This window comes from Microbacterium hibisci, from assembly GCF_015278255.1.
Classification (GTDB): domain Bacteria; phylum Actinomycetota; class Actinomycetes; order Actinomycetales; family Microbacteriaceae; genus Microbacterium; species Microbacterium hibisci.
The window spans coordinates 356,673-368,898 of sequence record NZ_JADIJC010000004.1 but is presented as its reverse complement, the minus strand read 5'-3'; the positions used below and the strand labels follow the sequence as shown (position 1 = coordinate 368,898).

Annotated in this window: 13 protein-coding genes; 6 read left to right on the top strand and 7 right to left on the bottom strand. The window is 70.7% G+C overall.

The window, feature by feature from the left end; all coding sequences use genetic code 11:
- Positions 1-11: 11 nt before the first annotated feature.
- From IM770_RS09900 to IM770_RS09890, 3 genes are all read right to left on the bottom strand, one after another.
- Positions 12-920 (bottom strand): carbohydrate ABC transporter permease, encoded by a 909-nt coding sequence (locus IM770_RS09900; RefSeq protein WP_203580961.1) that lies wholly within the window; start codon positions 918-920, stop codon positions 12-14.
- Entirely contained in the window at positions 917-1,948 is a 1,032-nt protein-coding gene (locus IM770_RS09895; protein WP_203580960.1) for a carbohydrate ABC transporter permease, read from the bottom strand. The genes IM770_RS09900 and IM770_RS09895 overlap by 4 nt, the downstream gene beginning before the upstream one ends.
- 137 nt (positions 1,949-2,085) lie before the next feature.
- Entirely contained in the window at positions 2,086-3,330 is a 1,245-nt protein-coding gene (locus IM770_RS09890) for an ABC transporter substrate-binding protein (RefSeq protein ID WP_307785425.1), read from the bottom strand.
- Between the two features lie 422 nt (positions 3,331-3,752).
- Between IM770_RS09890 and purS the strand changes: the two genes are divergently transcribed.
- Positions 3,753-4,001 (top strand): phosphoribosylformylglycinamidine synthase subunit PurS, encoded by a 249-nt coding sequence (gene purS, locus IM770_RS09885; RefSeq protein WP_203580958.1) that lies wholly within the window; start codon positions 3,753-3,755, stop codon positions 3,999-4,001.
- Entirely contained in the window at positions 3,998-4,705 is a 708-nt protein-coding gene (gene purQ, locus IM770_RS09880; RefSeq protein WP_203580957.1) for a phosphoribosylformylglycinamidine synthase subunit PurQ, read from the top strand. Before purS ends, purQ begins: the two co-directional genes overlap by 4 nt.
- A 19-nt stretch (positions 4,706-4,724) precedes the next feature.
- Here purQ and IM770_RS09875 read toward each other — a convergent pair whose 3' ends face one another.
- The gene (locus IM770_RS09875) at positions 4,725-5,156 is read right to left on the bottom strand and encodes a DUF1761 domain-containing protein (protein ID WP_203580956.1); all 432 of its coding nucleotides are present in this window, start codon (positions 5,154-5,156) and stop codon (positions 4,725-4,727) included.
- 106 nt (positions 5,157-5,262) lie between these two features.
- Between IM770_RS09875 and IM770_RS09870 the strand changes: the two genes are divergently transcribed.
- Positions 5,263-6,195 (top strand): 2-hydroxyacid dehydrogenase, encoded by a 933-nt coding sequence (locus tag IM770_RS09870; protein ID WP_203580955.1) that lies wholly within the window; start codon positions 5,263-5,265, stop codon positions 6,193-6,195.
- Positions 6,196-6,295: 100 nt separating this feature from the next.
- Here the strand turns inward: IM770_RS09870 and IM770_RS09865 are convergent, their stop codons facing one another.
- Both IM770_RS09865 and IM770_RS09860 read right to left on the bottom strand, forming a co-directional pair.
- Entirely contained in the window at positions 6,296-7,012 is a 717-nt protein-coding gene (locus IM770_RS09865; RefSeq protein WP_203580954.1) for a response regulator, read from the bottom strand.
- Positions 7,009-8,214: a sensor histidine kinase gene (locus IM770_RS09860; protein WP_239066049.1), complete on the bottom strand. Its 1,206-nt coding sequence runs from the start codon at positions 8,212-8,214 to the stop codon at positions 7,009-7,011. The genes IM770_RS09865 and IM770_RS09860 overlap by 4 nt, the downstream gene beginning before the upstream one ends.
- Positions 8,215-8,447: 233 nt before the next feature.
- On the opposite strand from IM770_RS09860, the gene IM770_RS09855 reads away from it, so the two are divergent.
- Together IM770_RS09855 and IM770_RS09850 are read left to right on the top strand one after the other, a co-directional pair.
- On the top strand, positions 8,448-9,068 hold the full coding sequence (locus IM770_RS09855) for a hypothetical protein (RefSeq protein ID WP_203580952.1): 621 nt from the start codon (positions 8,448-8,450) through the stop codon (positions 9,066-9,068).
- Positions 9,069-9,203: 135 nt separating this feature from the next.
- On the top strand, positions 9,204-9,785 hold the full coding sequence (locus tag IM770_RS09850) for a pyridoxamine 5'-phosphate oxidase family protein (RefSeq protein WP_203580951.1): 582 nt from the start codon (positions 9,204-9,206) through the stop codon (positions 9,783-9,785).
- Between the two features lie 53 nt (positions 9,786-9,838).
- Here the strand turns inward: IM770_RS09850 and IM770_RS09845 are convergent, their stop codons facing one another.
- Positions 9,839-10,357 (bottom strand): adenine phosphoribosyltransferase, encoded by a 519-nt coding sequence (locus IM770_RS09845; protein ID WP_203580950.1) that lies wholly within the window; start codon positions 10,355-10,357, stop codon positions 9,839-9,841.
- Between the two features lie 154 nt (positions 10,358-10,511).
- On the opposite strand from IM770_RS09845, the gene IM770_RS09840 reads away from it, so the two are divergent.
- The gene (locus IM770_RS09840) at positions 10,512-12,194 is read left to right on the top strand and encodes a glycoside hydrolase family 13 protein (RefSeq protein WP_203580949.1); all 1,683 of its coding nucleotides are present in this window, start codon (positions 10,512-10,514) and stop codon (positions 12,192-12,194) included.
- The last annotated feature ends 32 nt before the right edge of the window (positions 12,195-12,226 follow it).

Sequence of the window (12,226 nt, the reverse complement as noted above, 5' to 3'; positions counted from 1 at the left end):
AGGCGGTAGGCCTAGCCCTTGACGGCGCCGGCCATGATGCCGCTGACGAGCTGCCTGCCCGTGAAGGCGAAGACGATGAGCAGCGGGATCGTGGCCAGCAGCACGCCTGCCAGCACGATGGAGTAGTCGACGAAGTAGTTCGACTGGAGGAGCGAGAGCGCCACCGGCAGCGTCGGGCTCTGCCGGTCCAGCACGATGAAGGGCCAGAAGAACTGGTTCCACGCACCGACGAAGGTGAAGAGGAACAGCATCGCGGCCGCAGGGCGCGCGGCGGGCACACCGACCGTCCAGAACGTGCGGATCATGTTCGCACCGTCGACGCGGGCCGCCTCGATGAGCTCGTCGGGCACGGTCTGCGACAGGTACTGCGTCATCCAGAACACGCCGAACGCGCTGGTCAGGGCGGGCACGATGATCGCGCCGATCTGACCGGTCCAGCCCAGCTCCGAGAAGAGCAGGTAGAGCGGCACGACGCCGAGCTGCATGGGCACGGCCATGGTCGCGACCACGAAGGCCAGCAGCCACTTGCCGCCCGGGAAGCGGAGCTTCGCGAACGCCCAGCCGGCGAGCGTGGAGAAGAGGACGACGGATGCCGAGATCACGGTCGAGCTGAAGATCGAGTTCCACAGCGCCAGCCAGAAGTTGACGGCCGGTTCGTTGATGACCTTCAGGGCATTGTCGATGAAGTTGCCGCCGGGCAGCCACGACATGTTGGGGTCGTTGATGGTGGACGAATCACCCGAGCCGATCAGGAACGACCAGTAGTAGGGGAAGATCGCCGAGGCGACGACGACTCCGAGGCCGGCGTAGATCCAGAAGCCGGCGCGGACGCCGCGGATCTTCGTGGTCCGCCGGCTGCGGCGGGCGTTGGGGAGGTTCTCCTCCACGACGGCGAGAGGCGGGGTGTTGATGGCGCTCACTGCTGGGCTCCCTTCCGGCCGCGGCGGCGGCGCTGGATCACTCCGCGGCCGCCCTCGTCGCGTACCAGGCGACGCGTGATGGCGAGGTTGATGAGGCCGATCGCCAGGATGATGATGAAGAGGATCCACGCCAGTGCGGCGGCGCGGCCGAAGTTGAACTCGCCCCAGCCGATGTTGTAGAGGTACAGCGTGATCGTCAGCCACTGGTTGGCCGCGCCGCCGCGGCCGAAGGTGTCGAACATGCGCGGCTCGTCGAAGATCTGCAGGCCGCCGATCGTCGATGTGATGATCACGAAGATGAGCGTCGGCTTCAGCGACGGCAGCGTGATGCTCCAGAACTGGCGGAAGGCGTTCGCACCGTCGACGGTGGCGGCCTCGTAATACTCGCGCGGCACGGCCTGCATCGCAGCGAGCAGGATGAGCGCGTTGTAGCCCGTCCAGCGGAAGTTGACCATCGTGGCGATGGCGATGTGGCTCCAGAACGGGTCCTTGTGCCACTGGATGGGCTCGAGTCCGATGCTGGTGAGGATGTTGTTCACCAGGCCGTGGTTGTCACCGAACATGTTGCTGAAGATCAGCGCGACGGCCACCGGCGCCATGACGTACGGGAGCAGGACGCTCATCCGCCAGAAGGTCTTGGCCCGGATGTTCCGGTCGAGCATCGCTGCGATGAAGAGCGCCAGGATGATCTGCGGCACCGAGGAGAGCAGGAAGATGCTGAAGGTGTTGCGCAGGGCGGTCCAGAACTCGGCCTGCGACAGGATCCAGATGTACTGGTCGAAGCCGACGAAGGTGCCGGAGTTGCGGACGAGGTCCCATTCCTGGAACGAGATGACCGCCGTGTAGACGATCGGGAAGAGTCCCACGATCGCGAACAGGATGAAGAACGGCGAGATGTAGAGGTAAGGCGAGATCTTCAGATCCCACCTGCTCAGCTTGTGCGAGAAGGAGAGGACGCGCGGCTCGCGCTCGGGAGTGGGCCGATCGGCCGGCCCCGACGACGCGGGGCGGGTTGCGGTCGAGGTCACCGGTGGCTCCGATTCGGGTGTGGAGGTGGAGTGGGCGGGAAGAGCGGAGTGCGCGCGAGCGGGGGGCACCCGCGCGCACTCCGCGCTGTCGTCGGATCACGTCCGCCTCAGCGGCCGCGATCCTCCGGGTCGGTCTCTCAGAAGGCCTCGACCTCGGCGACGTACGTGTTCCACGACGTCTCCGCGTCCTCCACGCCGTCGAACACGCGCGTGATGGCGTCCTGCAGAGCGGTGTTGTACTTGAAGTAGTCCGCGCTCTTGTAGGGGGTGACCGTGATCGCCTCGGAGCGGTCCGCGAAGATCGTGCCGGTGGGCGCGTTCGCGAAGTACTCGTTGGTCGAGTCGGTGATCGACGAGGCGCTCTGCGCGTCGACCGCGCTGGGGTAGGCGCCGACGTTCACGAAGGTCTTCTCCTGCTGCTCCGGAGCGGTCAGCCAGTCGGCGAGCTTGAGCGCCTCATCGACGTTCTTGCCGTTGGCCGGAACGGTCAGGTATGAGCCGCCCCAGTTGCCGCCGCCGTTGGGGAACGCGTTGGCGATCTCCCAGCCGGTCACGTCCTCGGCGTTGCCCGAGATGATGCCGAGCATCCACGGCGGGCACAGCATCGCGGCGAACTCGCCGTTGGCCATCGACGCGTTCCAGTCGTCCGACCACTGGCCCGAGTAGGCCGAGTTCGGGATGCCGCGCTCGACGACCAGCTGGTACGCGGCCTCGAGGTCGGGGTTCTCGGTCGCGACGACGGTGCCGTCGGGCTCGTCGTACGGGAACTCGATCTGGTTGACGATGCCCTGGAAGGCGGAGTTCGCCGAGTCGAGCATCGGCTTGCCGGTCGCGGTCTTGTACTGGTCGGCCAGGTCGAAGAACGTGTCCCAGTCGCCGTCGATCGCCGAGGCGACGTCGTCGGGCGTCGAGGGCAGACCCGCGGCGGCGAACAGGTCGGCGCGGTAGCAGACGGCCTGCGGGCCGATGTCCGTGCCGAAGCCGACGAGGCGTCCGTCGGCGTCGGTGGCAGCCGCTTCCTTCCACTCGACCCAGCGGCCCTTGGCGCTGTCGGGCACCTCGGCGAGCAGGTCGGAGTACTGCATGGCCTCGGCGAACCAGTCGACCTCGACGGCCTCGATGTCGGCGAGGCCCTCCTTGCCGAGCTTCGAGAAGTAGTTCGCGCGAGCGTCGTCGGTGATCGCGGCCTTGTTGTGGACGATCTTGATGTTCGGGTTCTCGTCCATGTACTCCTGGAGGAGCTCATCGTCGTACCCGAAGTCGTTGAACGTGGCGAGGGTCAGCGTGATCTGGCCGTCTTCGCCGCCGGCTTCGTCGTCGTTGCCGCCGCCGGCGCAGCCGGCGAGGACGATGGCCGTAGCCGAGAATGCGGCGATTGCCACAGCGCTTCTGCGGAAGGCGCGTGCGTTCACTGTCACTCCTTTGTGTTGTCAGGGTCGTGTGTGTTGCAGGACCGGCGCGGACGGGTGCCGTGCCGTGGTGTTCGTGGGAGCGTTCCCACCGAACGAGACGCAACGTTATGGGATCGCTCCCACGAAGTCAAGGGAGCGCTCCCATGGTTTGATCACGGTTGCGTCACGGCGGCTTCGAATCGCGCACTTGGTCGTGAATCGGGCCCCGCGGCTGCAAAGTGCGCGATTCGAGATCGCACGACGCGACGCGGGAGCGAGCGGCGGGGAAACCCCGGAACCGGGGGTCGTAGACTGGACATGACCCTTCCCGCGACATCCGGCGTTTCGACTCCTCGCTGCGCTCGTCGCTCAACGACCGATAGCTGCGGCCTCCGGCCGCCAGGAGGACCTCAATGCCCACCATCGTCGTCGACGTCATGCCCAAGGCCGAGCTGCTGGACCCGCAGGGGAAGGCCGTCTCCGGCGCGTTCGCCCGCCTCGGGGTCGACGAGTTCAGCTCCGTCCGCATCGGCAAGCGGTTCGAGCTCACCGTCGACGGCGAGGTCACCGACGAGGTGCTCGCAAAGGCCAAGCGCGTCGCCGACGAGATCCTCTCGAACTCCGTGATCGAGGACGTCGTCGGCGTCGAGGTGGTCGAATGACCGCTCGGATCGGGGTCATCACGTTCCCCGGCTCGCTCGATGACCGCGACGCGCAGCGTGCGATCCGCGTGGCCGGCGCCGAACCCGTCGCCCTGTGGCACGGCTCGCACGACCTCGACGGCGTCGACGCGCTCGTCCTCCCCGGCGGCTTCAGCTACGGCGACTACCTGCGTGCCGGCGCCATCGCGGCGCTCGCGCCGATCATGTCGGAGGTGAAGGATGCCGCAGCCAAGGGCATGCCGATCCTCGGCATCTGCAACGGCTTCCAGATGCTCGTCGAGGCGCACCTTCTGCCGGGCGGCCTGATCCGCAACGCCCACCAGCAGTTCGTCCGCCGCGACCAGCGCCTGCGGGTCGAGAACAACGACACCGCGTGGACGAGCGACTTCGCCTCCGGCCAGGAGATCGTCATCCCGCTCAAGAACGCGGACGGCGGCTACATCGCCTCCGAGTCCGAACTCGACCGCCTCGAGGGCGAAGGGCTGGTGGCGTTCCGCTATCTCGGTGTGAACCCGAACGGGTCGCTGCGCGACATCGCCGGCATCGCCAACGAGCGCGGCAACGTCGTCGGCCTGATGCCGCACCCCGAGCACGCCGTCGAGCCCGGCTTCGGCCCCGACACCGCGGCCGCCATGCGGTCGGGCGTCGACGGGCTGGCGTTCTTCACCTCGGCGGTCGCCGCCGTCGTGGGCGCCGCGGCCTGAGCCGCGGCATCCGTCCTCGCTAGACCGTGCCGGCGGGCGGCCAGACGCCGATGATCACCGCCATCACCACGATCGTCACCAGCTCGTGCGCGATGTTGAGGACGGTCAGCGACGACGGGCGCCCCTCGAAGGCGTCGTGGGTGATGAAGCGCGCCGCGGTGAAGCCCGCCCAGAGGATGAGGCCGGTCAGCACCGCCGCCCACAGGTAGCTGCCGCCGTAGAAGTGCCAGGCGATCGATGAGGCCCCGGCCAGCACCCAGGCTGTCACGAAGCTCACGACGAGGGTCACGACGATCGGCACGACGGCGCTCGCGCCCGGCCGGTCCATGTCGACCTCGGCGAGCCGCGCCCACCGCGTGCCGAACACCTTCGGCGTGTACCAGATCGAGCCCACCACCATGCTCGACAGCGTGGCCAGCAGCACGGCCCAGTAGTTGATCTCGGGAACCATCTCCGCCTCCTCGATGGGACGCCGCTCGGGCCGCGGCGCCCGTTCGACGCGAGCGTAGCGCCGGACGATGACCCCGCGTGCGCACCCCGCCGGTAGCGTGGACAGGGTGAGCAGTGGCATCCGCAATCTCGTCGTCAGCGTCCCCACCCCAGAACTCGCCGCCGATGTGGGCGAACTCCCCGCGGGAGTCGAGCTGGTGGTGTGGCCGATGGATGCCGCCGCCCCGCGTGATCGGTTCGACATCGTGGTGCCGCCGTACATGTCGATGGCGAAGGTGCTGGAGCGTCTCGATGGCGTCGAGGTGGGTCTCGTGCAGGGCCAGTCGATCGGCTACGACGGCGTCGCCGACATGCTGCCCGAAGGCCTCACGTTCGCCAACGCCGCCTCGGTGCACGAGACCTCGACCGCCGAGCTCGCCGTGGGCCTCGCGATCGCGGCGCAGCGGCACCTCGACGCCTTCGCCGTCGACACCGCGGCCGGTCGCTGGGCGCCGGTGTTCGCGCAGAGCCTCGCCGACCGGCGCGTGCTGCTGCTCGGCTACGGCGGAGTCGGCAAGGCGGTGGCCGACCGGCTGGCGCCGTTCGAGGTCGAGCTGACGCCCGTCGCGTCACGAGCACGCGAGGAGGACGGCGTCGCGGTGCACGGCATCGACGAGCTGCCGACGCTCCTCCCCCGCGCTGAGATCGTCATCGTCACGCTCCCCGGCGGCGACGCGACGCAGAACATGGTCGACGACGCGTTTCTGTCAGCCCTCCCGGACGGCGCGCTGATCGTCAACGTCGGCCGTGGCACGATCGTCGACACCGATGCCCTCGTCGATCACGTGCGGCGCGGCCGCATCCGCGCGGCCCTCGACGTCACCGACCCCGAGCCGCTGCCCGAGGGACACCCGCTGTGGGGCCTGCCGGGCGTGCTCATCGCGCCCCACGTCGGCGGCGCGTCGAGCGCGATGCGCCCGCGCGTGGCCAAGCTCGTGCGCGCGCAGATCGAGCGGCTCGCCGCCGGCGAGCCACCGCTCAACGTCGTGCTCGGCGGCTGACGCGCGCCACCGCTGCACTTCCCTGCGAGTGCTGCGTCGTTTCGCGCAGCGGTCGCAGGAAGCGGCAGCGGTCGTGGCCCGAGTCCCGCGCGGGCCGGTCCTACGCGGCGCCGGGTCGCACAAGGCCCATCTCGTACGCCGCGACGACCGCCTGCACGCGGTCGCGCACGCCGAGCTTGGCGAGCAGACGCGTGACATGCGCCTTGACCGTCGCCTCGCTGAGGTAGAGCTCCTGACCGATCTCGAGGTTCGACCGGCCGCGTGCGATGAGCAGCCAGATCTCGCGCTCGCGCGGCGTGAGGTCGGCAGGCGGACGGGCATCGGGCGGCGGCGCCCCGAGATACCGCTCGATGAGGCGCCGCGTGACCTCCGGGGCGAGGAGCGCCTCGCCCGTGGCGACGGTGCGCACCGCGTCGACGAGCCTCTCGGGCGGCGCGTCCTTCAGCAGGAAGCCGGATGCCCCGGCCGCAAGTGCGCGGTAGACGTATTCGTCGAGGTCGAACGTGGTGAGCACGAGCACGCGCGGTGCGCCGGGCTCGCCCGCGATGACGCCGGTGGCCTCGATGCCGTCCATGCCCGGCATCCGGATGTCCATCAGCACCACGTCGGGCCGCAGCGACCGCACCGCGTCGACCGCCTCGCGGCCGTTCGCGGCTTCGCCGACGACCTCGAGGTCGGACGCCTCGAGGAGCCCTCGGATGCCCGACCTCACGAGCGCGTGGTCGTCGGCCACCAGCACCCGCACCGCCGCCGCCGGCCTCTCGTCCGCAGACGCTGGGTCGTGCACAGGCGAGACGACGCCGTCTTCGACACTCATGCCGCCTCCACGGGGATGATCGCGCGCACCCGCCACCCGCCGGCGGGCGTCGGGCCGGACTCCAGCCGGCCGCCGTAGAGCCGCGCGCGCTCGCTCATGCCGGGCAGGCCGTTGCCGCCGCCCGCCACCGAAGCCGCGAGGGACCGGGTCGGCGGTCCGTTCTCGACGCGCACCTCGAGCTCACCGGCGCCCGCGGTCACGCCGACCTCCACCTCCGCGCCCGGGGCGTGCTTGCGCACGTTCGTCAGCGATTCCTGCACGATGCGGTAGACGGCGAGCGCGAGTCCGTCGGGAAGACCGTCGGTCGCGGCATCCGTCATCAGCGTGCACCGGTGTCCGGCCGCCTCGGTCTCGGCGATGAGGTCGGGCAGCGCCGACAGCCCCGGCTGCGGCACGTACGACGCCTCGTCCTCGCGCAGCACCTCGAGCAGGTGGCGCATCTCGTCGAGCGCGCCCTGCGCGGTGCGGCGCGTGAGCTGCAGGTGGGTGCGGGCGCGGGCCGGGTCGCGCTCGACGAACTGCTCGGCCGCCGCGGCCTGCAGCGCCACGATCGAGAGCGAGTGGGCGACGATGTCGTGGAGCTCGCGGGCGATGCGGCGACGCTCGGATGCCGCAGCCTCGGCCGCCCGCTGCGCGGAGCTGTCGCGGGTGCTCTGCAGCGACAGCGCACGGTGGCGCACGATGCGACCGGCCGTCCACGTCGAGCCGACGAAGAACACGAGGAACAGCGCGCCGGCGGTCTCGATGCCGACCGCGCCGAAGTAGCCGAGCGCGTGCGCACCGAGCATCGCCGCGATGGGCACGAGGCCCAGCAGCGCTGCGAGCGGCCACGGCCGGACGCGCTCGGCGACGGTGAACGTCGCCACCAGCAGGCTCGGGAAGGGGTTGAAGGTGGCGTCCGCGCCCGCGAGCGCGGCGTGCAGCACGAGCGCGGCCGCCACGACGAGCATCACGGTCGCGGGCAGCCTGCGCCGCACCGCGAGCGGGAGCGAGATCGCCACGGCGAAGCCCACCTGCGCGACCGGGTGCGCCGACGGCACGAGCAGCGCCTCGAGCATGGCCCACACGCCGATGCCGCCCGCGATGGCGAGGTCGAGCGGCGAGGTCCACGCCCGCCACCCCGTTCGCCCGGCCGGGTCCGCGGCGCCGGCGTCCGCGCGCGCCGGGGCGGGCGCGGAGGCGGCGGCGGCGGCGAAAGGCATGATCACGGTCCGATGCTAGGGGCGCGCACGCCCGGATCCGTAGCGACGAAGGTCGACATCCGCCACGACGCCGGTATCGCGCCGCTGCGCCGCGGGTCGGCGCGACGACGACACCTCGGGCGCACCGTTCGCCGACCTGCGTGCGATGTCGGCCGGACTCGCGCCTCAATAGCTTCGTCTCGTCGCTCCGGATCGCCGGTCCGCGGCATCTCGACTCGACAGAAAGGCCGGCCATGGCTGCCGTCACCACACCCGCCCCTCACACCGCCTCGGTCGCCGCGACCGCCTACCCCCGCGACGGCCGGCTCATCGGCCGCGTGAGCAGCCGCCTCGCCGGCGGCGCCGCGCTGACCGCCGGCATCCTCTCCATCGTCATCGGCACGCTGCAGTTCCTCTTCCCCCAGGACGAGGACCCGGCCATCGACCCCCGTACTCGGCTGATCCTCGTGATGTTCACCGTCAGCCTGTGGGCCTTCGCGGTGCTCTTCCTGGGACTCGCCCGCTACGCCCGCTCGACCTGGGGCGCGGTCGTCGCCGGCACCGGAACCGTGCTGCTGACGCTGGGCACGATCACGAGCGCGGCGAACGGCATCGACCTGGACTTCTTCCCGGTCGTGGCGATGGCGGCCAATGCGCTGTGGCTGGTCGGCGTGATCGGCCTCACGGTCTCGCTCGTGCGCGCCCGGCAGATGAGCCTGTGGCTCGTGCTGCCGCTGCCCATCGTGCAGGTCTTCCTGCTGTTCTTCTCGCAGACGGGCGGCGGTGTGCCCGCGGGCCTGTTCGTGTCGGCCCTCGGGGTGGTGCTGCTCGCCGGCGGCGCGCAGTCCCGCGCACGACGTCGCGCGGCGCGCTGACGCCACGGCGGGATCCGGAGCGCAGGGCCGGGGCGGATGCCTCGGCCCTGCGCTGTGCGCACCCGGCAGCTGGTGCGCACCGCCCTTCACTTCCGCACGCAGGTGGGGTATGACCGAAGGGAGGGTGATGAGCACATGAAGGATTCCTCGGCAGACCGCACGACGAGGGTGGAGCGCCTCCCGGCATCGACCTGCTGGGAGCTCCTGCAGTCCGCGCAGCTCGGCAGGCTCGCCGTGGACAACGCGGACGGCGCGCCCGACATCTTCCCGGTGAACTACGTCGCGCACGAGGGCGCACTCTTCATCCGCACCGCGCGCGACGCGAAGCTGCTGCACATCGCCCAGCATCCGATGGTCGCGTTCGAGGTCGACGGCGAAGTGGAGGGCTCGCACTGGAGCGTCGTGATCCGCGGCCGCGCCGAGCGCGTGACGCGCGACGACGAGATCCGCGAGAGCGGGGTGCGGGATCTCGTGTCGTGGAGCCCGACCGTGAAGCTGTTCGTGATCAAGGTCGTCGCGAACGCGGTCACCGGCAGGCGGTTCCCGGCCCACGCCGGCCGCGCCGACGAGCCGGTCGCGTTCGAAGGGGATGCCGCACCGGCAGCGGCAGCCGAGGCGTCCCCGCAGGCGCGCGGCGAGCGCCCTGCTCCGATCCCCCATTTCAGCCCGCGCACGGGGACGAACCCCGTGGTCCCCGGCTCCGAGCCGGAACGCTGACGGCTCCGCCGGCCCCAGGCTGAGGGCTGCCGCCCCGAGGCCGAAGGCGGCGGTCAGGCGGTGAAGACGGTGTGGACGTCGCCGACGACCTCGCGACCCCCGAGTGCCGTGAGCTCCATGAGCACCGCGGTGCCGACCACGAGGCCACCGAGCGACGCGACGAGCTCGTGCGCGGCCACCAGCGTGCCGCCGGTGGCGAGCACGTCGTCGACCAGCAGCACGCGGGTGCCGTGCGCGATGTCGTCGTGCGCCTCGATCGTGGCGGTGCCGTACTCGAGCGCGTAGGTGACGGATGCCGCGGGCAGCGGCAGCTTGCCGGCCTTGCGGATCGGCACCAGGCCGACGCCTGCCTCCATCGCCACGGCGCCCGCGAGCAGGAACCCGCGCGCCTCGACGCCGGCGACCACGTCGAACGACCCCTCGAACGGGGCGATCATCGCGTGGATGACGGTGCGAAGGGCCGAGGCATCCGCCAGGAGCGGCGTGATGTCGCGGAACAGCACCCCGGGCTCGGGGTAGTCGGGGATCGTCCGGATGAGGGATTCGGCGCGCGTGAGGGCTTCTGACAGCACCCGCCCACCCTACGCCGGTCCTCGAATGAGAAGCGTTGCCGGAATGAGGAGCGAATCGCGGCTGTCCCTCCTCATTCGGGCTCAGATCCTCAATTGAGGACGCGGTCGCTCCGGAGCGACACGGGACTGTAAGCGCTTGCAGTACACTGGCCGGATGACTTCCGCAGACACCGTCGAGCGCACGGACGCGTTCCTTGCCCCCATCGGCGGCGAATGGTGGCGCACCGCCGTCATCTACCAGATCTACCCCCGCTCGTTCGCGGATGCCTCGGGCGACGGCATCGGCGACCTTCCCGGCATCACGTCGCGCCTCGACGACCTCAAGAGCCTCGGCATCGACGCCATCTGGCTGAGCCCGTTCCAGCGGTCCCCGCAGAAGGACGCCGGCTACGACGTCAGCGACTACTGCGACGTCGACCCGCTCTTCGGCACGCTGGCCGACTTCGACCTGATGCTCGCCGCCGCGCACGAGCGCGGCATCCGTGTGATCGTCGACCTCGTCCCCAATCACTCCTCCGATCAGCACGAGTGGTTCCAGCAGGCCCTCGCCGCCCCGCCGCACAGCGCGGAGCGCGCGCGCTACATGTTCCGTGAGGGCAAGGGCGAGAACGGCGAGCTGCCGCCGAACAACTGGGAGTCCGTCTTCGGCGGTCCCGCGTGGACCCGCGTCATCGAGGCCGACGGCACCCCGGGCCAGTGGTACCTGCACCTCTTCGACTCGTCGCAGCCCGACTTCGACTGGTCGAACGAGGAGGTGCGCGAGGAGTTCCGCCGCATCCTGCGCTTCTGGCTCGACCGCGGCGTCGACGGCTTCCGCGTCGACGTGGCCCACGGTCTCGTGAAGGCCGAGGGTCTGCCGGACTACATCCCCGACCCCGAAGCCGGCTCGATGGGCGGCGAAGAGGCGAACGTGCCTTACTGGGGTCAGGATGCCGTGCACGAGGTGTACCGCGACTGGCGCAAGATCATGGAGGAGTACCAGGGCGACCGCGCCCTGGCCGCCGAGGCGTGGCTTCCCACCGCCGAGCGCACCGCGGAGTGGGTGCGCTCCGACGAGATGCACCAGGCTTTCAACTTCCCGTACCTGTCGACGGAGTGGAACGCCGCCGACCTGCGCGAGGTCATCGACGTGTCGCTGCGCGCGTTCCCCGGCGTCGGCGCTCCGAGCACGTGGGTGCTGTCGAACCACGACGTCGTGCGGCACGCGTCGCGCCTCGCGCTGACCGCCGAGAACCCCCAGGGCCACGGCATCGGGCCGGAGTCGCCGGGCCAGCCGATCCCCGAGGTCGGCCTCGCCCGCGCCCGCGCGGCGACGACCCTCATGCTCGCCCTCCCGGGCTCGGCCTACCTGTACCAGGGCGAGGAGCTCGGCCTGCCCGAGGTCATCGACATCCCCGGTGAGGCGCGGCAGGACCCCACCTGGTTCCGCACGAACGGCGAGCGCTACGGCCGCGACGGCTGCCGCGTGCCGATCCCGTGGAGCGCCGACGCCCCCGCGTACGGTTTCAACACGACAGGCGCCTCGTGGCTGCCGCAGCCCGCCGAGTGGGCCGGGCTCGCGCGCGACGCGCAGTCGGGCGTCGAGGGCTCCACGCTGGAGCTGTATCGCACGCTGCTCGCCGAGCGCCGCTCGCGCTCGCTCGGCGCCGGCTCGCTGGAGTGGATCGACGGCTACGGCGACGACGTCGTGGCATTCCGCAACGGGAATGTCTCGGTCATCGCGAACACCGGTTCCACGCCCGTCACGGTGCCGGACGGTATCGTGATCGCGTCGAGCGGTCCCCTCGCGCAGGGCGAGGTGCCGGCCGACACCACGGTGTGGATCGAAGGCGCCTGAGCCCCCGGCATCCGCTCCTCCGCCCATCCTTC

Excerpts from the sequence above, each read along its gene's own strand:
- purS (WP_203580958.1), top strand. The coding sequence starts at position 3,753 with ATGCCCACCATCGTCGTCGACGTCATGCCCAAGGCCGAGCTGCTGGAC.
- purQ (WP_203580957.1), top strand. The coding sequence starts at position 3,998 with ATGACCGCTCGGATCGGGGTCATCACGTTCCCCGGCTCGCTCGATGAC.
- IM770_RS09875 (WP_203580956.1), bottom strand. The coding sequence starts at position 5,156 with ATGGTTCCCGAGATCAACTACTGGGCCGTGCTGCTGGCCACGCTGTCG.
- IM770_RS09865 (WP_203580954.1), bottom strand. The coding sequence starts at position 7,012 with ATGAGTGTCGAAGACGGCGTCGTCTCGCCTGTGCACGACCCAGCGTCT.
- IM770_RS09860 (WP_239066049.1), bottom strand. The coding sequence starts at position 8,214 with ATGCCTTTCGCCGCCGCCGCCGCCTCCGCGCCCGCCCCGGCGCGCGCG.
- IM770_RS09855 (WP_203580952.1), top strand. The coding sequence starts at position 8,448 with ATGGCTGCCGTCACCACACCCGCCCCTCACACCGCCTCGGTCGCCGCG.
- IM770_RS09850 (WP_203580951.1), top strand. The coding sequence starts at position 9,204 with ATGAAGGATTCCTCGGCAGACCGCACGACGAGGGTGGAGCGCCTCCCG.
- IM770_RS09840 (WP_203580949.1), top strand. The coding sequence starts at position 10,512 with ATGACTTCCGCAGACACCGTCGAGCGCACGGACGCGTTCCTTGCCCCC.